22 protein-coding genes and 1 pseudogene are annotated in these 23,374 nt (G+C 45.8%); 8 read left to right on the forward strand and 15 right to left on the reverse strand.

The features are described from left to right. The first annotated feature begins 74 nt into the window (after nt 1–74). Together WA407_RS05580 and WA407_RS05585 are read left to right on the forward strand one after the other, a co-directional pair. On the forward strand, nt 75–1,253 hold the full coding sequence (locus WA407_RS05580; protein WP_336076942.1) for a putative glycoside hydrolase: 1,179 nt from the start codon (nt 75–77) through the stop codon (nt 1,251–1,253). 196 nt (nt 1,254–1,449) lie between these two features. Then, a complete protein-coding gene (locus tag WA407_RS05585) occupies nt 1,450–2,820 on the forward strand; it encodes an MATE family efflux transporter (protein WP_336076943.1) in 1,371 nt (456 codons plus the stop codon). Here WA407_RS05585 and WA407_RS05590 read toward each other — a convergent pair. The 5 genes from WA407_RS05590 to WA407_RS05610 form a co-directional block, all read right to left on the reverse strand. Further along, nucleotides 2,817–3,026: a DUF3906 family protein gene (locus WA407_RS05590; protein ID WP_013309710.1), complete on the reverse strand. Its 210-nt coding sequence runs from the start codon at nt 3,024–3,026 to the stop codon at nt 2,817–2,819. The genes WA407_RS05585 and WA407_RS05590 overlap by 4 nt on opposite strands. Before the next feature lie 117 nt (nt 3,027–3,143). Beyond that, entirely contained in the window at nt 3,144–4,115 is a 972-nt protein-coding gene (pfkA, locus tag WA407_RS05595) for a 6-phosphofructokinase (RefSeq protein ID WP_061828603.1), read from the reverse strand. 23 nt (nt 4,116–4,138) lie between these two features. Then, complete coding sequence (locus tag WA407_RS05600) at nt 4,139–5,218, reverse strand: tetraprenyl-beta-curcumene synthase family protein (protein ID WP_061828604.1); 1,080 nt, start codon at nt 5,216–5,218, stop codon at nt 4,139–4,141. A 237-nt stretch (nt 5,219–5,455) separates the two neighbouring features. Further along, nucleotides 5,456–6,238 (reverse strand): MATE family efflux transporter, encoded by a 783-nt coding sequence (locus WA407_RS05605; RefSeq protein WP_336076944.1) that lies wholly within the window; start codon nt 6,236–6,238, stop codon nt 5,456–5,458. Between the two features lie 207 nt (nt 6,239–6,445). Further along, nucleotides 6,446–6,643, reverse strand: a complete 198-nt coding sequence (locus tag WA407_RS05610) for a cold shock domain-containing protein (protein WP_013309706.1) — start codon at nt 6,641–6,643, stop codon at nt 6,446–6,448. 173 nt (nt 6,644–6,816) lie between these two features. Here WA407_RS05610 and WA407_RS05615 point away from each other — a divergent pair, with 173 nt between their 5' ends. From WA407_RS05615 to WA407_RS05640, 6 genes and pseudogenes are all read left to right on the forward strand, one after another. Beyond that, on the forward strand, nt 6,817–7,050 hold the full coding sequence (locus WA407_RS05615; RefSeq protein WP_013309704.1) for a hypothetical protein: 234 nt from the start codon (nt 6,817–6,819) through the stop codon (nt 7,048–7,050). Nucleotides 7,051–7,057: 7 nt separating this feature from the next. Continuing rightward, on the forward strand, nt 7,058–7,246 hold the full coding sequence (locus tag WA407_RS05620; protein ID WP_254327841.1) for a hypothetical protein: 189 nt from the start codon (nt 7,058–7,060) through the stop codon (nt 7,244–7,246). A 199-nt stretch (nt 7,247–7,445) separates the two neighbouring features. Beyond that, on the forward strand, nt 7,446–9,242 hold the full coding sequence (gene pepF / locus WA407_RS05625; protein WP_068940260.1) for an oligoendopeptidase F: 1,797 nt from the start codon (nt 7,446–7,448) through the stop codon (nt 9,240–9,242). A gap of 55 nt (nt 9,243–9,297) precedes the next feature. Then, nucleotides 9,298–9,720, forward strand: coding sequence for a LapA family protein (locus WA407_RS05630; protein WP_336076945.1), 423 nt, complete (start codon nt 9,298–9,300; stop codon nt 9,718–9,720). Nucleotides 9,721–9,733: 13 nt separating this feature from the next. Then, entirely contained in the window at nt 9,734–10,771 is a 1,038-nt protein-coding gene (locus WA407_RS05635; RefSeq protein WP_254327840.1) for a M42 family metallopeptidase, read from the forward strand. Nucleotides 10,772–10,844: 73 nt separating this feature from the next. Next, nucleotides 10,845–11,743 (forward strand): annotated as a pseudogene (locus WA407_RS05640) (LysR substrate-binding domain-containing protein). Nucleotides 11,744–11,762: 19 nt separating this feature from the next. Here WA407_RS05640 and WA407_RS05645 read toward each other — a convergent pair. The 10 genes from WA407_RS05645 to hemE form a co-directional block, all read right to left on the reverse strand. Next, entirely contained in the window at nt 11,763–12,752 is a 990-nt protein-coding gene (locus WA407_RS05645) for an aldo/keto reductase family protein (RefSeq protein WP_250261804.1), read from the reverse strand. 153 nt (nt 12,753–12,905) lie between these two features. Continuing rightward, entirely contained in the window at nt 12,906–14,855 is a 1,950-nt protein-coding gene (locus tag WA407_RS05650; protein ID WP_254327838.1) for an ABC-F family ATP-binding cassette domain-containing protein, read from the reverse strand. 121 nt (nt 14,856–14,976) lie between these two features. After that, nucleotides 14,977–15,555 carry a TetR/AcrR family transcriptional regulator gene (locus WA407_RS05655; RefSeq protein ID WP_336076946.1) on the reverse strand — a complete coding sequence of 193 codons (579 nt, stop codon included), beginning with the start codon at nt 15,553–15,555 and terminating at the stop codon, nt 14,977–14,979. A gap of 82 nt (nt 15,556–15,637) precedes the next feature. Further along, complete coding sequence (locus WA407_RS05660) at nt 15,638–16,444, reverse strand: DUF92 domain-containing protein (protein ID WP_336076947.1); 807 nt, start codon at nt 16,442–16,444, stop codon at nt 15,638–15,640. A 210-nt stretch (nt 16,445–16,654) separates the two neighbouring features. Further along, on the reverse strand, nt 16,655–17,278 hold the full coding sequence (locus WA407_RS05665) for a fumarylacetoacetate hydrolase family protein (RefSeq protein ID WP_235308366.1): 624 nt from the start codon (nt 17,276–17,278) through the stop codon (nt 16,655–16,657). Nucleotides 17,279–17,317: 39 nt separating this feature from the next. Continuing rightward, complete coding sequence (locus WA407_RS05670; protein ID WP_235308021.1) at nt 17,318–18,088, reverse strand: glycerophosphodiester phosphodiesterase; 771 nt, start codon at nt 18,086–18,088, stop codon at nt 17,318–17,320. An 82-nt stretch (nt 18,089–18,170) separates the two neighbouring features. Continuing rightward, a complete protein-coding gene (locus tag WA407_RS05675) occupies nt 18,171–19,649 on the reverse strand; it encodes a CapA family protein (protein ID WP_235308020.1) in 1,479 nt (492 codons plus the stop codon). Between the two features lie 137 nt (nt 19,650–19,786). After that, complete coding sequence (gene hemY, locus WA407_RS05680) at nt 19,787–21,232, reverse strand: protoporphyrinogen oxidase (protein WP_336076948.1); 1,446 nt, start codon at nt 21,230–21,232, stop codon at nt 19,787–19,789. 7 nt (nt 21,233–21,239) lie between these two features. Next, complete coding sequence (gene hemH / locus WA407_RS05685; protein ID WP_254327832.1) at nt 21,240–22,181, reverse strand: ferrochelatase; 942 nt, start codon at nt 22,179–22,181, stop codon at nt 21,240–21,242. Nucleotides 22,182–22,212: 31 nt separating this feature from the next. After that, nucleotides 22,213–23,259, reverse strand: a complete 1,047-nt coding sequence (gene hemE, locus WA407_RS05690) for a uroporphyrinogen decarboxylase (protein ID WP_336076949.1) — start codon at nt 23,257–23,259, stop codon at nt 22,213–22,215. Between the last annotated feature and the right edge of the window lie 115 nt (nt 23,260–23,374).

Here is a 23,374-nt window from a genome sequence, read left to right on the forward strand (position 1 = left end):
AAGCGTGTTGTTTTTCGATACATAACTTTACGTATAATCAGGTAAGCGACATACATAAGGGAGAGAGTTAGGAAATGAATATGATTTGGGCAATTATGCTATTGGCGATGGGGATAGGCGGAAACGGCGATCAGTCAGCCAACGCTCCAAATATAAAAGATACGGTGACAACAACAATTGGTAGCGCCATGATCCAGGCTCAGCACAATAATATGAAGGTGGATGCCTCCAATCCCCCAGTTAAAATTGACCCACAACCGACGACTCCTGCTATCAAGGGCATCTATGTCACGGCTTATAGCGCAGGCGGTTCGCGTATGACTCAGCTGCTTGAACTGCTTGACAAGACAGAGCTCAATTCCATGGTTATTGATATTAAAGACGATGCAGGTTACATCACTTATCCAACGACCAATCCCGAGTTGCTCAAATTGGGCAAGCCGCAAAAATTCATTCGGGATATTTCCGGTTTGATGGACCGATTGAAAAAGCATAATGTTTACCCGATTGCTCGTATTGTCGTATTTAAAGATACGGTACTGGCTAACAAAAATCCCGAGATGTCTTTCCGTAACCCTGACGGCTCTGTCTGGAAAAACGGCAAAGGAGACGGGTTCGTCAATCCCTATAATAAAGAAGTATGGGATTATAATATCGCCATCGCTAAGGAAGCAGCCAAACTTGGTTTTAAGGAAATTCAATTTGACTATGTACGTTTCCCCGAAGGCTTTGAGAAAAGAGCAGACAAGCTGAAATATACCAAATCAGATCAATCCCGCTCGGATGCAGTCGCTGAATTTGTACAATATGCCCGTAAAGAGCTTGCTCCATTAGGTGTACGAGTATCGGTAGATATTTTCGGATATGCCGCATCCGTTCCTGCTGCGGAGGGGATCGGACAGGATTTCACTAAAATCTCCGAAAATGTGGATGTCATTTCGCCCATGGTTTATCCAAGTCACTACACCACAGGCTGGTTCGGTGTAAAAGACCCCGATAAGAATCCATACCAGACGATTAAAGGCTCCATGGCCGATACACACAAAAAGCTCGATCCGACGGGCAAGCTAAAGCCAATTATTCGTCCTTGGATCCAGGATTTTACCGCAAGTTGGTTGGGGAGCGGACATTATGCTAAGTATGGAAAAACTCAAGTAGAGGACCAAATTCGAGCGCTTAAGGATATGAAAGTGGATGAATATCTACTTTGGAATGCCACAAACCGCTATACTAGCGGAGTAACATACAAATAATTTATCTCTCCGGACTTTTTATTATTTTATATAAAATTTAGAAATTATATAATCATTTCGAAGGCTGTCCCGTTGTTTGGCGAACGGGTGCAGTCTTTTTTATTACTGTTCAAATGTATCGGTATCCCTTACAATAAATACTTACATGTTATGATACATACGAATAATCAATCCCTAGTAAATGAGGAAAATAAAAATGCAATTGACTCTAACAACGGGACAGAAATGGAAGCAACTTTTCTACATTTTGCTCCCTATCCTGATTACCCAGCTTGCACTATCTGCCATGACTTTTTTTGATACGAATATGTCGGGACACTTTTCCCCTGCCGATCTGGCTGGAGTAGCCATTGGAGTAAGCCTATGGGTTCCTGTACAAACAGGCCTTAACGGAATACTTATGGCTATCACGCCCATTGTATCTCAATTGGTAGGAGCACAGCGCAAAGATAAAGTCTCCTACTATGTCATTCAAGCACTTTGGCTCTCTCTCGCCCTGTCTATGGTCGTTTTGATTGCTGGCATCATTTTGGTCAAGCCTATTTTGAACGGTATGAATTTGGAATTGAGAGTTCATAATGTGGCCCTATACTACCTTTGTGCGATGGCTTTCGGGATTGTTCCTCTATTTGCCTACACTGTGCTCCGAAGCTTTATGGATGCATTGGGACAAACCCGCTTTACGATGTTCATCACGCTCATGTCATTACCCATCAATGTATTGTTAAACTATCTTCTTATTTACGGAAACTGGGGTTTTCCGCGTCTGGGGGGTGTAGGCTCCGGAGTGGCAACGGCAACCACCTACTGGATCATCATGCTGGTCGCCGGTATCACTACGCATCGTGGAAAAATATTTGCCGAATACCGAATCTTCAGCAAAATATACGGGATTGCCGCTGGTGCTTTGAAAGAGCTCATCAAGATTGGCGTACCGATTGGATTTGCTATATTTTTTGAGACTGCCGTCTTTTCAGCAGTCACTCTCTTCATGAGTAGCTATAATACAGCTACCATAGCCGCACATCAGGCCGCCATGAACTTTGCATCTACGCTGTATATGATTCCACTCAGCATTTGCATGGCACTTACGATTCTAGTTGGCTATGAAACAGGGGCTGCTCGTCCGCGGGATGCCAAAGCTTATAGTGTAATGGGGATTAGCAGCGCAGTAGGTCTATCACTGATTACAGCTATTGTACTGCTTATCTGGGGTGAACAAGTCGCTCGACTTTACTCCACCGATCCGCAGGTCATTCAATTGGCACAGCATTTTCTAATCTATGCGATTTTCTTTCAGATATCTGATGCTGTCGCTACACCTACACAAGGAGCGCTACGCGGGTATAAAGACGTCAATCCAGCCTTTTTGCTCACATTCCTCTCCTATTGGGTCATTGGGCTTCCTGTAGGATATATACTGGCACGCTGGACTTCATTGGGACCCTACGGCTACTGGATCGGTTTGATAACAGGATTGGCAGTAGGCGCTATTTTACTTCTTTGGCGTCTGGTGAGAGTACAACGTCGTTTCGCCCAAAAAAAACAACACGCAGAGGCTATTTAGCCTTTGCGTGTCTCGATTACATATGCTGCGCCTAAAGTTATTCGTTTTTTCTCCACAATAGCCACTTCATTCAGCTTGGGAGGATATAGAAAGTGTCTCTCCACATGTTGTTCAATCTCTTCAAATGCCTGTTCTTCATTTTCAGCAGCGAGAATGACGGTCAGCGCTCCTTCCGAACTGTCCACTTCGATTTTGAATAGGTACATATATGACTACCTCCTGATAGGACTCAAAGCTAAAAAAATAGCGGATGACTCGGGTCATCCGCATAATTTTGATCATTTCCAATATCAGAGCCGATCTATTTTACATAAAGGCTCTTATTATTGGGACAAACGCAAGGCCAGCTCATAAAGCTCCATATTGAAATCTTTTTTGGTATTTACAACCTTGTCAATATCTGTAGCTACCAACTTACCGTCGATCATTCCGCAAGCCTTGTCAGATATGCCCTCGATCAATTGGCGAACAGCAAAGTCACCCAAACGGCTCGCCAGGTTGCGGTCAAACGCTGTTGGTGTGCCTCCACGTTGGATGTGTCCAAGCACTGTAACACGAGGCTCATAATCCGGACAGTTTTCTTGGATAACTTGTGCTACTGTTTCGCCTTTGCCTACACCCTCAGCAACGATAATGATACTGTGGCGTTTACCATGCTTAAAGTTTTGTTTCATCCGGTCGGATACTTCGTTCAGGTCAAATTCTACCTCAGGCACCAAAATCGTTTCTGCGCCAGAAGCCAGACCCGCATGCAGAGCAATATCACCACAATGACGTCCCATAACTTCCACGATAGAAGAACGTTCATGGGATGACATCGTATCACGCAGCTTGTTGATTGCGTCCACTACGATACTAACCGCCGTATCAAAACCAATAGTGTAGTCCGTGAAGGAAATGTCGTTGTCAATCGTACCCGGAAGACACATCGTTTTAATGCCTTGCTTGGTCAGTTTGTTAGCTCCTTGGTAGGAACCGTCGCCACCAATCACGACTACGCCGTCAATTCCACGGTTACGCAAAATTTGAGCGCCTTTTTTCTGCCCTTCTTCAGTCGTAAATTCCAGGCATCTTGCAGATTGAAGTACAGTTCCCCCACGTTGGATGATATCTCCGACGCTTCTCAGATCCATTGGAAAAATATCGTCGTTCAAAAGGCCTTGATAACCACGTTGAATCCCGAATACTTCCAGTCCAAAATACAATCCGCTACGTACGACGGCGCGAACTGCCGCGTTCATCCCTTGTGAATCTCCACCACTTGTTAATACTGCAATTTTCTTAACTGCTGTCATGATTTATGACCTCCTCAAAATAATCATATAAGCCTTCTTATCCATCGACTGTTTAATAAGAAAAACAAACGCATGAGCGGACTATTTTTCATTAAACGTCTCGAAACAGCGCGAACGTCCTGCTGCTCGCTAACTTTAGGGTCGGATAAATATAAAGCCAGCAATCCCTCGATAATCATCCGGTGAAAGGAGCTGGCAGGGACATCTGCAATATCAGCCCGCGCCCGATTCACAACGTAGGCGATCCGGTCTAGCACCATGTCGGTATCTTCATAATAATTGCAAAAGTTAAGATCTCCGCCCTTCCGGTCTTCGTCTTGATCGATTAGATAATCTAGCAAAATATGAAGACTGCACACATGTGGAAAATACGATGCATGTATTGAGGCAGCCCCTGCATCTGTCAGATGCTGGTCGCTGGCAGCAAGAAACAGCATAAAGACCCCCAGAGTTGAACCGGTAGCCGCAGCAAACTCATTCCAGCGCAACTCTGGTGTACGGTCTTTATGAAGCGACCACCAATCCAAAAGCGCTTGTTCCCGCAGCTCGGGTTTAATATGCTTGTATACTTGCAAATCCGTGTATAATCGCGCCAAATCCTGAACGTAAGGCATGGCCGCCTCATAGCCCGGAAGCCTGCTTACACAAGACTGACAGGTTGTCACCAGCCTGGTCAAATAACCGCCATCCTCCTGCTCACGACGCAACTCATAATAATTCACTGGCCTAGCCGTCGGATTAACCGCATCCAGCATAGCCTGATGCAGTAGCCTGAAATCATCCGGGTCCATGGACGTACTGCGATCACACAGGTTGTCCAGATAATCACTAATGGTCTGATACGCTACGATCAGCGGAATTAGCGTCTGCCGGGCAGACATATTGGCAGCGGCATAAACCGCTCCACCCACGCAGTGAAATGTCTTATCCGCTATGCTCGCAAGCGCCTGGCTTCGCAGCTCAGGGTCCGGAATTTGTTCGGCCTTGCTCTTCCAGTTACTCAATTCTAGTTTCGTTTCAGGGAGAATGTGCTTGTACATTCGGCTCATTAGACCTATGGGGCCTCTCGGTACTTGATAACGTCCTTGCTCAACATAACTCAAATGACGGTGCCTCCACATTGTTGTCTACGTAATTATACCTATCCAAACCATATCCATTATAATATGATCGTCCTTTTAGCACAAATGAACAACCTCACTTTTTTCTTTAAAATTCAAGAATATGAGCTATTCTTACAAAAAGAATTTTATACCTGTAATGTTTTATTAGTCAAAAATAGGAGTTACACAAAATCTATCCTTATAAGACTTTAATCGCAAATAGTATAAATGGCCTACCTATCCCTTGTCCTCTGCGGGCTTCATGGCTTGGATTCCCTCTCCCATGCTTGCCTGCTTCCATTTCCCGAAAGCATAATAGAAAATGACTGCTACGGCAGAAATAGCAAAACCAACAGGAAAGCTCCACCATACAGCATCTAGACCATACTCATTGACAAATACATAGGCCAAAGGTATACGAATACCCCATAATGAAATAATGGTAATTAAAAGCGGTATCATGACGGAACCCGTTGATCGAACAACACCTGTAATGACATTGGTAACACCGAATATAACAAAAGACCACAAGGTGATCATATTAATCCGCATGCCCAATTCCAATGCGCCCCCCGTAGATGGAAGGAACATGAGTAAGGCCTGACGGTTAAACACGTAAATTAATACCACAGCTCCACCAGTCAACACAAAATTATACACAATCCCAATCCAGGTTGTCATGCGCACTCGATCCCAACGTCCGGCTCCGATATTTTGAGCGGCAAAGGAAGATACAGCTGCACCTAACGCCATTGCTGGCATCTGCACATAGCTCGACAAATTATTGGCTGCTGTATAAGCTGCTGCTGCCACTATCCCGTAGCCGTTTATAATATTTCCGTTGGAAGCGGCAGTCAATGCGGCTTCTCCCAGAAACTTCCCCACCCAGATCGAATTGATCGTTCCATTCAGGGATTGCAGAATGTTTCCGAACAGCATCGGCAAAGAGAACATAAACAGCGTTTTGGCAATAGGACCTTCAATCAGGGAAGGCTTACGACTAGCCTCTGCTGCACTCATTTTCTCAACTCCTTCAATTTGAAATGTATTCTGCCTAGTTTTATTACGTATAATACCCTATTCCTGCTCAATCTTCTCGTATCATAAACGTATTTACGCAAAAAAGCGCAGTCCCTAAATTAAAGGAACTGCGCTCTCAATTCATAGTTTAACCGTAATATATAAGACATCCGTAGAAACGGAACCATTCTTACAATTCAGTTACACTTACAGTTTGATTACGTTAGCTGCTTGGGGTCCACGGTTACCTTCAGTAATTTCGAATTCAACCGCTTGACCTTCTTCCAAAGTTTTAAAGCCGTCGCCTTGGATTGCGGAGAAATGTACGAATACGTCCTCGCCACCATCCATTTGAATGAAGCCATAACCTTTTTCTGCGTTAAACCATTTAACTGTACCTTTCAAGTGAACAACCTCCTAAAAATACCGCCATCTATGGCGAATATCCATATTATACTTCATGCTTTTTCACAATGCAATTGATGTTTTTCCGGGTTTTTCGGGCTGGAATGATTTGCTTTTGCGGCGGAAACTGCGGTATCATGAACCAAAACATCTATAAAATCGGAGACATGCATATGATGAAAAAACACGAAATATACAAAAAAGACAATTGGAACATGATGACTGTCGAGGTGCAGGGCCGTTACATCGTTCTACGGGAAATATCCGATGATTGGGGCGAGGAAGCCCACACGTTTTTAAGCCGTCCGGCACTAATGCATTGGGCTCAAAATCGGTTTCCCAAGCAGTCCTTTCAAGATAATGAGGAAGAGTGGCAGCGGATCATGAACGCTTTCAAACAGGTCTAGCCTATTCATGGTGTCCAACAGCTATCTCATCTTCATTATTCTGGCCTTCACGCTGGGCGGAGTGCTGATCATGAAGCGTGATACGATACCGACTCCTCTCAAAAAGTGGATGGCCCTCACTGCTGTAATCATGGTTTGCCTTGCCTTTTATCTCATTGTATACAGCTCATTAAATATAGGTTCCAACCCACAGTAAGGAAAATTATACTTTCGGGCGTAAGAGGTCATACTATGGCATAACAAGCCATGGTATAAGGAGGATCTGCCGTTACATGCATCCTGTAAAACCTCTTGCCCTGCTGCTTACGGTAAGCGTGGCGGTTTCTTCGTTTTGGCATCCGTCCCTTACTGCCGCAGCTCTACCCCACATTACGTTCGATCAGAGGAGGCTCTCCATGAGTGAAATTGTAAAACGCGCTGATGCGCCAGTGGAAAATACATGGAAACTGGAAGATTTGTTTCCCAACCGCAAAGCATGGGATCAAGAATACGAAGAAGTCAAACAACTAGCCAAAAAGGCTGAACAATTCCAAGGCAAGCTCAATTCAGCAGAGTCGATTGGCAGCTGCTTTAAATTGGAAGATGAATTGTCGCTTAAAACCGAGCGTGTATATGTGTACGCACATCTGCATCATGATGAGGATACAGCTGAACCTACATACCAGGGTCTTTCGCAAAAAGCCAAAAAATTAGGCGTTGAGGTTAGCGAGTCTCTTTCTTTCGTGACGCCTGAAATTTTGGCATTGCCGGATCATCAGCTCGATGCCTTCATTGAAGATCCAAAGCTTGCAGATTATCGGTTTACACTTCAAGAAATGAAGCGGGAAAAGGCACATATTCTGGGCAAGACAGAAGAAGCGTTGCTCGCTCAGGTTGGCAATCTGGCTCAAGCCCCGCAAACGATTTTTGGCATGCTCAACAATGCCGATCTGAAGTTTCCAAAAATTAAGGATGAAAACGGCAAAGAGGTTGAGCTGACTCATGGCAGCTATATTCAATTCCTCGAAAGTCCGCACCGCGAAGTTCGCGAACGTGCTTTTAAAGCGGTATATGACACATATGCCAAAAATAAAAATACAATTGCTTCTACACTAAGTGCCAATGTAAACAAAAATATTTTTTATTCTCGTGTTCGCAAATACCCTTCTGTACTGGAAATGTCACTGTACGGTGACAATATTCCGAAGGAAGTGTATACGAATCTCATTGATACCATTCATGAAAGCTTGCCCCTGCTCCATCGCTACATCAAGCTGCGTAAAAAGTTGTTAGGTGTGGATGAGCTCCATATGTATGATTTGTTCGCTCCACTTGTGGACGAATACAAGATGGACATTACGTATGAAGACGCCAAAAAGCAAACAAAGGAAGGTCTTAAGCCACTGGGCGCGGACTATCTGGCTTCGTTGCAAAAAGGCTATGATGAGCGCTGGATTGATGTATACGAAAACGAAAACAAACGTACTGGTGCATACAGTTGGGGAGCTTATGGTACTCACCCATATGTGCTGCTGAACCATAAAGATAACCTGAACAGCATGTTCACACTTGCTCATGAAATGGGGCATGCATTGCATTCGTACTATTCAGACAACGCATTGAAGTATAGAGATGCACAGTACACAATTTTCCTCGCTGAAGTGGCATCCACAACCAATGAAGCGTTGCTAATGGACTACCTGCTGAACAAATCAACCGATCCGAAAGAGAAAATGTACCTTCTCACCTACTATGCAGATCAATTCCGCACAACGGTATTCCGTCAAACCATGTTTGCGGAATTTGAGAAAATTGTACATGAACGCGCTGAACAGGGAGAATCGCTTACACCGCAGCTTTTATCAGAGATTTACTATGATCTGAATGTGAAATATCACGGGCCTGGTATGAAGGTAGACAAAGACATTGAAATGGAATGGGCACGGATCCCTCATTTTTATAACAGTTTTTACGTCTACAAGTATGCTACTGGCTTCTCGGCAGCAACCAGTTTCTCGAAACAGATTCTGGAAGAAGGCCAGCCAGCCGTTGACCGTTACTTAGGCTTCTTGAAGAGCGGTGGCAGTGATTATTCAATCAATATTTTGAAAAAAGCTGGCGTTGACATGTCCTCTCCGCAGCCGATCCGGGAAGCGATGAGCGTATTCGAAGAAGTCATTACAGAAATGGAAAAGCTAACTGAAGGAAAGTAAACCGTGCGCACTTAAAATCCAGCATTGAAATGATGCACGGATAAATCCCTTGTCCATGGCGGGCAAGGGATTTTATAATGTAACGGGAGGAGGTGGCATTTTGAAAACACAATGGTCTTTGATCGCAGCTCTTGTTATTGCTTTGTTAACAGCTGTATTTGCTGTTATTAATGTGAATTCGGTTCAAGTGAACCTTCTATTCAGTATGGTTAGCATTCCTTTGATTTTGCTTATTCTTGGTTGCACTCTTCTAGGTGGACTTATTGTCGGTTCTTTCGGTATTTTCCGCCAATATAGGCTTCAGAGAGAGATTAAACGTCTGACTACTCAGCTTCATACACTACAAGAAGAGCACACATCCACGTTGAAAGCAAACGCGGATGTGACCTATGACACGACTGGTTCTTCCAGCACAGGGTCTACATTCGACCAAGATATAGAGCAACCGTCCTCTAACCCTGATCGGTTGTCCAAATGAGGAGGAGCAACAAATGACGATTCAATTAAATGAAGATTATATGATGAACTTTTTAAATCAGCTACTGAACACACCCAGTCCCAGTGGGTATACACACCATGTGATGGAGCTTATTCGTAAAGAAGCGGAAAGCCTCGGGGTGCAAATCGAATGGAATGCAAAAGGCGGTGCCATCTTGACTCTGAAAGGTCAGGAAACGGACCATACGGTGGCGCTGAGCGCACATGTGGATACATTGGGCGCAATGGTGCGTTCCATTACAGCACAAGGCACCCTACGTCTGACATCCGTCGGCGGCTTCATGATGAACAGCATTGAGAACGAATACTGCCTTATTCATACCCGAAGCGGACAAACGTATACAGGCACTATTCTGTCCAGCCATCCATCCGTGCACGTCTATGATGATGCACGGAGCTTTGAGCGCAAAGAGAGCCATATGGAGGTACGGATTGACGAGCTAGTCGGGTCAAAAGAAGACGTACTTCAGCTCGGTATTACGGTGGGCGATTTTATTTCGTTCGATGCGCGTCCAGTCGTAACACCCAGTGGATTTATCAAGTCACGCCATCTGGATGATAAAGCTAGTGTAGCTGCACTGTTTGGTTTACTGGAATCTGCTGTACATGGAAACTGGAAGCCTCGACATACCGTTAAATTGCTCATTTCTAACTATGAGGAAGTGGGGCACGGAGCGGCTTACATACCCGAAGGAATCAGTGAGATGATAGCTGTCGACATGGGCTGTATGGGTGAAGATCTGAGCTGCAAGGAAACGGATGTTTCTATCTGTGCCAAGGATTCCTCCGGACCTTATGACTATACTATGACGACCCGTCTGATTGAGCTGGCCAAAGAGCTGAATATTCCGTATGCGGTAGATATTTATCCGCACTACGGTTCAGACGCTTCAGCTGCACTTAGAGCCGGTAATAACATCCGTGCTGCGTTGATCGGCCCTGGCGTACACGCCTCCCATGCCATGGAGCGCACGCACAAGCAGGCCGTGGTGAACACTGCACGTCTGCTTGCAGCTTACGTGACCGTTTAATTCGAACGATAAAAACCGACCTGTTCCCTTGGAGAATAGGTCGGTGAAGGCTTAGCGAAAGGAAATCACAGCTATGGATCTGAAAAAACTACGTTACTTTATCGCAGTAGCGGAAGAACTGCATTTTAACCGTGCTGCGAAAAAACTGAATATTACCCAACCTCCCTTGAGCCAACAAATTCAAAGCCTTGAAGAAGAACTTGGCGTGAAGCTTTTGGAACGAACCAAGAGGCAAGTTCGACTTACGTCAGCAGGAGCGATATTTTTAGAAGAATCCAGAAACGTGGTTGCACAATTGGAAAGATCCATCAAGATCACACAGCTTGCAAGTCAGGGGAAATTCGGACAATTATCCATCGCTTTTGTAGATTCAGCCTCTGGTAGTCTGATGGTTAATGCCTTGAAGAAATTCCGAGAGCGTTTTCCAGATGTGAAGCTTACGTTATTTGAAATGACATCTGTCCAACAACTGAAAGCTATACACGATGGCAAAGTTCATGTAGGCTTCCTGCGCTGTGCAGATCCATCTATACATATCAATTCTCGTCTTTACACCAATGAATCACTCATGGCCGTTCTTCCTCAAACACATCCGTTAGCCCACCATTCAACCTTGTCTTTACGTTCTTTAGCGGACGAATTTTTTATCCTGTCTCCGCCTCATATGGGAGCTTCTTTTCATAACCTCATACTGGACTTTTGCGGACAACACGGATTTCAGCCTCAAATCGTACAGGAAGCCGTTCAAATGTATACGATCGTTAACTGGTAGCGGCAGGTATAGGTATCTCCATTGTCCCCTCTTCCGTTTCTGTCTTTCAACGCAGTGATGTCGTATTTCGTTCCTTTCAAGAAGAGTCTCCGTCCATCCCACTTTATGCTGCATGGAAAACAGGTACACACGAAACTGTTCTGACTCATTTTCTGGAAGTGGTTGAAGAAACAGCTTGTAACGAAGAGTTAGACATGTAAATCTCCTTGATCGTATATCTTAACCTGTTTTTCTCGGATCACGTTCAACAATACCATTTAAAATGCTATCCAATTGTCTCATGACCTGCTCATCTAAACGGACACCCGCCGCTTTTACGTTCTCTTTAACCTGCTCGGGCTTGGAAGCACCGATAATAGCTGAGGACACTTGCGGGTTTTGTAAAACCCATGCGACTGCAAGCTGGGGTAGCGTCAGTCCGCATTCTTCTGCAATCGGCTGAATTTTCTTTACTGCCAAAAGGACTTCTTTACGTAACCATTGTCCAGCCAAACGTTCGAAAAATGGTGACCCTGCTGTCGTAGAAGCTCTTGATCCCTCGGGTAACGGCTTGTCTGCTGCATATTTACCAGAAAGAATACCTTGTGCCAGAGGTGACCAAACCACCTGCCCAATCCCTTCCTGCTCACAAGCGGGAATCACTTCAGCTTCAATGACACGCCACAGCATGGAATATTGGGGCTGACTTGCCACGAAAGGGACCTTTAATTCCTTAGCCAGAGCGGCTCCTTGCTTTATCTGCTCTGCTGTCCACTCGCTTACTCCTACATACAAAACCTTCCCTTGCCGCACCAAGTCGGATAAGGCCAAAAAAGTTTCTTCAAGCGATACGGTTGGATCAAAACGGTGTGCATAATATACATCAATATAATCCGTTTGCAGGCGTCGAAGAGAAGCATGACAGGCCTCCATGATATGTTTGCGAGACAGCCCTTTATCATTCTGTCCGGTACCTGTGGGATGAAAAACCTTAGTACATAATTCAATACTTTCACGGCGTATTCCCTTTAAAGAATGACCTAAAACCGTTTCCGCCATGGTATCCGAATACACATCAGCAGTATCAAACGTGGTAATCCCTGAGTCTAGTGCAGCGTTTACACAGGCTTGCGCTATAGTATCATCCACTTGAGCACCGTGGGTGATCCAGTTTCCCAATGCGATCTCACTTACCATTAATCCACTTTTTCCAAGTTTACGATATTCCATTTTCAATTCCTCCCTCCCATATGCAATCCATTATACCCACCGTAATTTAATATTAAAAATATATAATTCACGCACTTTTAATATGAAAAACATATTAATAATTCGATAAAAAAAGCAAGCCTCCACTCTGAATGGTGACTTGCTTCTGTATTATTAAGATTTACTTTGTTCAATCTGCTCGGCCAGCTCATTCAGGTAGGTCCAGCGTTCCATTTGATGCTCCAGATGCTGTTCGGCCTTCACTTGCTCAGCCATGAGCTCCTGTAGTCGTGCTGAATCACTGAAAGACTCTTCCATCTGTCGCTGAATGTCGGCCAACTTCTGTTCGGCTTGTTCAATCAGCTCATCAATTTGCTCATATTCCCGCTGTTCCTTAAAGGTGAATTTAAGCTTGGTTTTACTTGTCTCCTTGACTGAATCAGAAGGACCCGCAGACTTAGGCACGGAAGAGCGATTCGAGGAAGCCGTACTCGTAGAGACAGACGTATTCACAGAAGATTGAGCATTTTTACTGATCCATTCTGCATACTCGCTATAGTCCCCTACATGTACTCGTACCTGTCCATCCCCTTCAAACGCCAGTATTTTGTCCACTGTCCGATCCAGGAAATAGCGATCATGAGAAACAATAAAAACCACACCTGGGAATTCATCCAGATAATCTTCCAAAACGGAAAGGGTCTGAATATCCAGATCATTTGTTGGTTCATCCAGCAACAACACATTCGGTGCCGACATCAGAACACGAAGCAGATACAAGCGCCGTTTTTCGCCTCCAGACAGCCTGGAAATAACCGTCCATTGCGCGCTTGGTGCGAACAGGAAACGTTCCAGCATTTGTGCAGCTGTAATCGTCGAACCGTCTGCTGTACGAATCACTTCGGCTTCTTCCTTAATATATTCAATGACACGTAATGATTCGTTCATTTCCTGATGTTCCTGAGTAAAATAGCCAAGCTTCACCGTCGGTCCCAGCACAACGTTGCCGGAATCCGGTTCTATATGCTGCGCAATCATTTGGAGCAGAGTGGATTTCCCACTACCGTTAGGACCTAGGATACCAACACGATCACCAGGAACCGCAATGTAGCTCAAATCCTGTATCAGCTTACGAGAATCTACCGATTTGGACAGATGCTCGATCTCCAAGATCTTTTTACCCAGACGTGTGGAGGCGACGGACATATCTACAGATCCAGAACGAGCTTCCGGTTGCTGATCCCTAAGCTGCTCATATCGGTCAATACGCGCTTTCTGCTTGGTGGAACGAGCCTTTGCTCCACGGCGAATCCATGCCAGCTCATTACGCAACAAGTTCTTCCTTTTTTGTTCCGTAGACGCTTCCCGCTCCTCGCGTTCTGCCTTCAGCTCCAGAAAACGGGTATAGTTAGCCTCATAACGGAAAAGGCGACCATGATCCAGCTCCAACATGACATTTGCAACTCTATCCAGAAAATAGCGATCATGCGTGATCATTAACAACGCACCACGTCTTTTTTGCAAATACTGCTCCAACCATTCAACAGACTCATTATCAATATGGTTTGTAGGCTCGTCCAGAATAAGCAGCTCGCAGGGTTGGATCAAAGCCGCTGCCAAAGCCACCCGCTTACGCTGCCCGCCGGATAGAACGCCCATACGAGACTCAAACTGGGTGATCCCCAGTCGGGTAAGTATATTTTTGGCCTCACTCTCTAGCTGCCATGCCTGGAACGTATCCATTTGCTGACTTGCTCGCAATAGACGGTTTTGAAGCTCCTCGCTACCCGGGTTTAACTCCAACAACTCCATGGTTTCCGTGTATTCACGGACCGCTTTCATCTCAGGCTGGTTGCCATGAAAAATATGCTGGAGTACCTTCATTTCGGGATCAAACTCCGGATTTTGTGCCAGATACTGAATTCGCACATCGTTGTTCACTGCAATATTGCCATCATCTGGCGGCTCTAATCCGGAAATTACCCGTAAAAACGTTGATTTACCGGTGCCATTTACACCGACAACTCCTATTTTGTCACGTTCATCCATACCAAAGGAAGCATCCTCAAACAACATTTTCTCGCCATAGCTTTTCGTTATATGTTCAACGGTCATAATATTCATACGGATTCCCTACTCTTCCCCAATTTTGTGATGCATCCTGTTTATTTTAACACAGACACAGCCAATGATTAAAAAAACCGTTACCTGAACGAAGTCAGTACGGTTTTTTAGCAACTAGATGTCAGGATTTTTGTAACCCGGCTTTACAGCCATGCATAAATAAGTTCGCCACTAATTCAGCCGTCTGATCCACGTCACATTCGCGGAAATCTTGATTCAATAAAATATCCATTTTTAGGCGTTCCAATATACCAATGAATGCCTTCGCATGAAACTCGGACTGCTGTACACCCTCTGACGACAGTTTATTGTTGACCAAATCAGTATAGTCCTGAATAAATCCCCGCATAAACTCCATTAGATCGGGGTCACTGTTGGGGGTCATAAAAAATAATTTAGTATGCTGCTTGCGCTTGAAATAGTAGTGCAGATGCAAATTCGCCATCCGCAGCAGTCCTTCTCCCAAAGTACGATTAATTAATGCACCTTGCATTTCGGCTAGGTATTGCTCGCAATCTCTACGTGTGACTGCTGTAAATAGCTGCTCTTTGCTTTTAAAGTACAAGTATACTGTGCCTTTGGCGACTCCCGCTTGTTCTGCAATCTCGGAAATTTTGCTTTCATAAAAGCCTTTGGTGCCAAAGACGGTGTAAGCTGCGTCCAAAATAGCTTCATATTTATCTCCGTGGATATCGCCCATCTTAGTACCTCCTTATACAAGGATTGAAACATGGTCAATTCTTATAACAGTTAATTCCTTGTAACGATCTCCAGCCCTGTGTTCAGAGTATTAAAAAAATACCTGCAAGAGCGACCAATCCTCCGAAAATAGAACTAATGCTATTCACCCGATCATTGCTCATCCAACGCCAGCCTCGTACATAGACCGTCGTTTGTCCACAATGTGAGTCTACTTCTACTTCTCGTCCGCAAACCGTGCAGGAACGCATCATTTGCACTGTAGCACCTAGATAGGAATCAGCAAAGGCCCCGGCGCTACCGGATATACCTCCAACCAGTGCCCACAGCCATAACGGCAAGCTCGGCGTTCCTATGACGTGTCCAAAGCCCCATGCACCTATGCCGATCAGTACACCCCCAGCCAAGGCCGCAGCCGTTCCCAATACAGAGACTCCTCCTGAGGTTCCGGGTGCCAGCACCTTCCCGTTAAGCACCGAACGGGGTGGCCTACGACTCAGGCTGCCAAATTCCGTTGCCCACGTATCGGATGTGACCGTAGCCATGACACCGACAAAAGCCAGCTGCCACGTAACATGGGGCCATATCGCATAACCCAGGCATAACAGCATACCTAATCCACCATTGGCCCATACTTGGCCTGCATCCCGGTTTCCGGTTTTGGCATACGATTTTTCCAGTTCAGCCTTGCGCTCCTTTTTGAACCTCGACAGAAGGGTCGACGTGATAAAGAACAAGAGCAATGTGCCGAACCAGAACAGGTTACCCGCCCCATAATATACAGTTCCCATCAGTACAGCCGCGGCAAAGCCAGATAAGGTTAAGGATTTTTTATAAAATGCAGCTCCGGCCACCACAGCAGCACAAAGCAATCCGATGATCCAGTCCATGATATACCCCCGCTTTTGAAATGAATCTCCGTTTTTCTTTTTTCGTTCTGTATACTATTGTACAACGCTCTACGCTTATATAAAAGCCGTGTCCCATGCTTTGGCACAGGACACGGCCTTCACAATGCTTATCTACGGGAATCTCTCTTTACTCCCCAACCACCAAGAACTTCCCTTTTTTAATCCTCTTCATGGATGCCATTCACAAATTTATGCGATGGTGAAGCTTCCCTGACGATCACTTCCCCAGAAAAGCTCAAAGCGGTCCCCACTTGCTGCAGGCCCTACTCCTGCTGGAGTACCTGTGAAAATAATATCTCCCTCGCCCAGTCCATAATGAGTCGCTATATATTCAACGATATGCTGGATAGAAAAAATCATATCCTTAACATGTCCACGCTGCACTTCCTGTCCATTTTTGAGCAAGGAAAAATCCTGCTGCTCCAGCATGTCCAATTTTTCTAAAGGCAGGAATGGTGTCACGGGAGCAGACGATTTGAAGCCTTTGGCGGCGGTCCATGGATGGCCTTTTTTCTTGAGCACACTTTGTACATCACGCAGGGTAAAATCAATGCCGAACGCAAATGCGTTCAGACATGTATCTGCGGACATGCCTGGTTCGTATTTACGTCCTACAGCCACAACCAGCTCAGTCTCAAAATGAATATCTCCTTGCCCCTGAGGAAGCTCCAGCGTGGCGCCATCCAGCGGCACGACTGCATGAGACGGCTTCAAAAATATCATCGGTTCTGCGGGAACCTCATTACCCAGCTCCTCCGCATGCAGCTTATAATTGCGTCCGACACAGTAAACATTACGAATATCCACGTTCATCACGATCCGTCACCCTTCCCGCGTATGTAGTTCAATTGATTAACGAATAAGTTTACGTATATAGTGCCACATCCGGTGCTTGGAAAGCAAAAAAACCTGCTCCCAGCGATCCGGCCAATTAGTGCAAATCATCAATTCAGGATGCAATGAGGACAATCTTCGCATTATACGGCGGTCATCCACCGTCCACGCCATAACAGTAATACCGCGTCCGGTGAGATCTTTCATCAGGTTTCGATCCAAACGCGGATAGCCCATGGATAAAAAAGTGCATTGTAGTTGCTCCAGTTGCATTGCCAAATCATCTGGGCGCGCATCGATAATCAATCCGGTACGGATCTCAGGAGACAGCTCCTTAGCCCGGCGTAGTGCGGCACGCTCAAAAGAAGTTAATACCACCTCTCCCTGCATCCCTCTCACCACAATTTCACGGAGTACGGCTTTCTCCAGTCCTGGATACATGTCACCAGCGGTTTTAAGCTCAATATTGAGCGATACGCGGCCACGACATAAATCCAGTACCTGTGCGAGGGAGGGGATCATTTCTCCACGGTATTCTGCACTTTTCCAGCTACCAGCATCAAGTTGTTGCAATGCCTTCCAGTCCGAATCCTTTACTCTCCCTGTACCATTCGTCGTTCGCTCCAGCGTAAAATCATGAATTACCACCGGAACACCGTCCTTTGACAGCTGTACATCCAGCTCAATCCAGTGTACAAATGGTTGCTCCAACGCAAGCCGAAAGGCTGCCATCGTGTTCTCGGGAGCAATCCCCGAAAAACCGCGGTGAGCCACGCACAAATGATTCATCTTGTTATGACCTCCATCCACAAAGGAGTCCCTCATACGATCGTTCCGTCAATTCCCATATAAAAAATTTCTTTTCGAACTTCTATTGAGCGCTTGCTGTACCATCCGTCCCTATCGAGACATTTCCCGGTGACAGTGCCGCCACTCTTTGCAAAATTTTGCTGGCCTCCGTATCCTTCAATGGGATTGGTTGACCTAGCTCCGCCCGGTAAGGGGTCAGCTTCATTTCGCAAGCCCCTTTTCGGGTACAGGTTGCCTGAAATATCGCTGTATCCCAAGTGGCTGGCACCGTTGATTTAGAAAAAATAAAATTGCCTGTGCTGTATGCGATCCATTTACCTTTATATTGCTCCATCCCTTGAAGCACATGTGGATGACCGCCAATGACAAGATCAGCTCCAGCATCAATAAAAGCGTGCGATAACTCGGTTTGATGGGGCTCAAGTACAGTAGCGCGCTCCTTCCCCCAATGGGCAATGACAATCACCAGATCGGCCTGCATTCGTGCCTCACGGATGGACTTTACGATAGCGGTCGAATCATAGGCTCCTGCTACACCGGGCAGTTTGGCGCCCGCATTCCAGTTGGCTTCAGGCATGACACGTGTAGTCCCCAACAACGCAATTTTGATCCCTTTACGTTCAAAATAATGCGGCGCATACGCTTCTTTGGCATTACGTCCGGCTCCAGCATGGGCAATACCTTTTTCATCCAGATATTTCAGTGTATCCAGTAATCCGCCTGTGCCCTGATCCAAAATGTGATTGTTGGCCAAATTGACTGCGTCTATCCCTGCCGCAGCCAACGCAGTTAACGCCTTGGGCGAAGATTTATACACATACGTTTTATTTAACGCACCCACACCATTCGTTGTCACGGGCGTTTCCAGATTGGCCATCGTCAGATCGTCTTTATGAAACAAGTTTCCGAGATATTGATACGGAAAATCAAACCCATTCTGCTCCAATCGCTGTTCAACTTTACCGGAAAATTGCACATCCCCTACAAAGTGAAGCGTGACTGTCGGAGAATCTGCATCGTCTGTTTTTGATTTTTTTACATCCTCCGTTCCTCCCTTATCTGCGGATGGATTACCGTCATATACATCCTTGGACATATCGTTCCCTGCCTGCCCGTCTTTCCCTGAGGATAATTTTGCTCCTGAAGAGCTGCCTTCGGGAGCATTTGTGTCAGACGTTGTCGCGGGACGATGGCTTGTGTCTGAAACAGCAGATTGCTTTGTTTCATCGTCAGCAAATTGCTTATCTGCATGTGGGCCTTCGTCCAGCTGTTTATTTGACAAGGCTGTATCACTTTCACTGACCGAGGGAGTAGACCTCTCTTCACTAGCAGATTCCGTTTGGATTTTCTTCTCCGTTTGCGAATACCCGGCATTTTCCCCAAGAGAGCCGCTGTTGTCGTGTTCAAATATGTAATAATAACCGAAAAGACCTACGATCATAAGCAGTAGGACCAGATTCGTAAAGATCCAAGCCTTGCCTATTTTTGGTTTTCTTGCTTTCTTGCGACCTTCATTTCGCTGTGATCTGGGAGGGTACATTCTTCACTCCTTCTATGCTATTGCATTTGCATAACTTCTTTATTAGCTGGCGAATTTTACACCTTCTCCATTGTATATCAAATTTCAATATAAATAGAACCCCTCGCCTGGATCGCGAAGGGTTCATCATCGAACATTTACACCTGTACCTTAACCGCTTCCTGCTGTGCAGTTTTGACGGCATGGGAGGCCCATTCCTTAGCCTGACGGATGCAGTCCGGTAAACCAATCGCATCATAGCCAGCGCCCAAAACATATACTCCCGGCATGGCAGTGCGTAACTCTTCCCGCAAATCAGCTATAGCCTGCGGGTGCCCTACCGGATATTGAGGCATGGAATTGCGAAGACGTGTAATTTCCGTGAACAGCGGAGTTGCTGTAACTCCCATCATCTCTTTCAAATCCTTACGTACCAGTGCAATCAGCTCATCATCCGGTAACTCTACAGTGTCTTCAGCTCCTGCTCGCCCTACATAACAGCGCAACAGCACCTTATCGTCCGGGCTAGTATGTAGCCACTTGGCAGACGTCCATGTACAAGCGGTCACGCTGCGTCCTTCTTTGCGAGGAACCAGAAAACCAGAACCGTCAAAGACGTTCTCAATATCTGTTTTATCAAAGGCCATGACCACGTTTGCTACGGAGACGTAATTAACGGCTTCCAGTGCAGCCACATTGACATGATCTCGCAATAGCGGTGCAGCAGCAAAGTTGGGAGTCGTTACAAAAATATCATCCGCCTCCAGCGTCTCTCCATTGTCCAGCATAACGCGATATGGGCTGTCTTCACTTTCTGTGGTCTTTGTGAATTCGGTAACAGCAATCCCGGTGCGTAAATCACAGTCATACAAATCATTCAGCAACGCATGCACCAAACTTTGCAAGCCTTGACGGAAGGTCAAAAAGGCGCTTTTTTTCGTCCCCGTATGTGTTTCAGCTGGTTTTCGACCTGTCATCATCCCGTGAATGAGGCTTCCGTATTGCTGCTCTACCTCAGCAAATTGTGGGAAGGTCGCTTGCAAACTTAGCGTCTTCATGTTGGCAGCATAAATCCCTGCCAACAGTGGCTCGGTTACATTCTCTAGCACTTCTTTGCCCAGTCGGCGTTCAATAAAATCACCCAACGCCTCATCTCCCGGTACACGGCGAGGCGGAAGGACAAAATCCATCATAGCCCGCATTTTCCCGCCTAAAGAGATCAATCCGCTGCGCAAAAAGGGTTTTAGCTCCGTTGGAATCCCCAGCACCAGGCCAGGAGGCATCGGATGAAGCTGTCCTTCATGCAAAATGTATGTCTTTTTAGCCTCAGGATTTGTGCTCACTAGCTCATGATCCAGCTCCAGCTCTTTTGCTAGGTCTATCATGGCCGTTTTACGGGCCAGAAAGGAATCTGGCCCCTTTTCAATTACAAAACCATCTTTATGCAGCGTTTCAATTTTCCCGCCCAGCACGGAAGCTTTCTCCACCAGCGTGATTTGAGGTGTGTAGCCAGCTTCTTTGTACATTTTTCGTGTATAAAAAGCAGTGCTAAGCCCGGTCAAGCCTCCGCCTACAATCACAATATTACGTAACTTTTGCTCCATTATGTCCTCATCCCTTTTTCCATTGGTCTATGATGACATCACTAAGCGTCTCCATATACAGTGGATCACTATTGAGTGAATCAATACGCTGAAAACGCATATCCAATTCCTTCGCCAACGCCTGTGCTTCAATATCCAGGTCGTATAACACCTCTAAGTGATCAGAAACAAAGCCAACTGGCGCAGCCAGCACATACTCCACTTGCTCCTCATTAAGGCTGTGCATGGTATCCAAAATGTCTGGCCCCAACCATGGCTCGGCTGTACGACCAGCGCTTTGCCACGTAAACTGCCAGTTGGTAATTCCCGCTTTGTCCGCAACAGCCTGCGAAGTCGCCATTAATTGCTCCACATAAGGATCACCCATAGCCAAAATCCGTTCAGGCAAGCTGTGCGCACTAAACAGAACACGAACCTCATCCCGCTTGGCTCCAGCTTCTTCAAAAAGCGCCAGTTTGGCGTTCACACGCTCAGTCAGCGTCTTAATCAACTTAGGATGAAGATAATAGCTCTCCACAAATGATATGGCCAGATCCAGTTCCTGTGCCTTAGCCTGCGCGCGCTTAATATAAGTGCCTACACTCATAACAGAATAATGCGGAGCCAGCACGACACCTACCGCTGCACGGATGCCATCTTGCACCATGGCTTCCACCCCGTCCTCAATAAACGGTTTGGCATGTTTGAGTCCCTGATAACAGACAAATTCAATGTCCGGGTTGCGATTTTCACGATTTAAGGTTTCCTGCAAGTTTTGAACCTGCCGATCCGTATTCTGACGCAGCGGAAACACACCGCCCACAATAGCTTCATAACGATCCTTTAATTCCTTTAATTGCTCCGGCGAAGGAGCATTACCACGACGAATATGTGTATAATAGGCTTCCACCTGATCCAGACTCTCCGGCGTCCCGTAGGACATGACCAGTACACCCACTTTGGTTTTCATTAGTAGACCACCTCTTAACATTTCTAATGTATTAATTTTTTGGCAAAACCGAACGGGAATACTCATGCACATAATTCGTAAGCTCTCTTAGCTTATCTAGCGAGGCTTCAGGAAATAAACCGTGACCGAGATTGAAAATGTAACCCGGCTCCAATATGCCTTCATCTACAATGGTTTTCGCATACTGCTTGATAACATCGATTGGCGCAGTAAGCACATAAGGATCCAGATTTCCCTGTACACCAAAACCGTTGCCCAAGCGACGACGTCCTTCAGGTATACTTACCCGCCAGTCCAGTCCAATCACATCGGCTTTTAACCCATTCAAGTGTGGAAGCAATTCACCAGAGCTTACGCCCGGGAAATAAATTTTAGGTACATCCAGATCAGATAATTCATGGAGAATACGTGTGATAGTCGGCAGCACAAAAGTTTGAAAATCATAAGGCGAGAGCGCACCTACCCAGCTATCAAACAATTGGAAAGCCTTACCGCCATTAGCGATATGAGCTCGCACGTATGTAATAACCATGTCCCCTAGCTTATCCATCAGGCGATGCCACAACTCAGGCTCTCCATACATCATGGCTTTAGTGCGAATATATCCTTTAGAGGGCCTTCCTTCTATTAAATAGCTTGCAATGGTAAAAGGCGCTCCAGCGAACGTAATCAATGGCACGTTCAGTTCACGGTCCAAAATACGAATCGTTTCCAAAATATGACCCAAATCGCGTTCCACATCAATCGGACGCAACTTGTCTACGTCTGCAGCTGACCGGATCGGATTATCAATAACCGGACCAATATTTTTGACAATATCAAAATCAACCCCTAGCGAGGCTACCGGATTCATAATATCAGAATATAAAATTGCAGCGTCTACCCCAAGCTTGCGCACGGGCATTAAAGTCACTTCTGCGGCCAGCTCGGGCTGGCGGCATATTTCAAGCAACGTGTATTTTTCTTTAATTTTGCGATACTCAGGGTCATACCTTCCGGCCTGCCGCATGTACCATACGGGAATATGATCCACAGCTTGCTTGCGGCAAGCGCGGATAAAAGTATCATTGTAGGTCATGACTTCAGCCTCCAGTTCGAATCATAAATACTATATTTTATTATGCCCTTTTTCAAGAGTCGTAACAACCGCAGCTCTCGAACAAACCATGACAAACCCATGACATTTGGATAAA

The sequence above is a fragment of the Paenibacillus sp. 203 genome (assembly GCF_037027525.1).
Taxonomy (GTDB): domain Bacteria; phylum Bacillota; class Bacilli; order Paenibacillales; family Paenibacillaceae; genus Paenibacillus; species Paenibacillus polymyxa_B.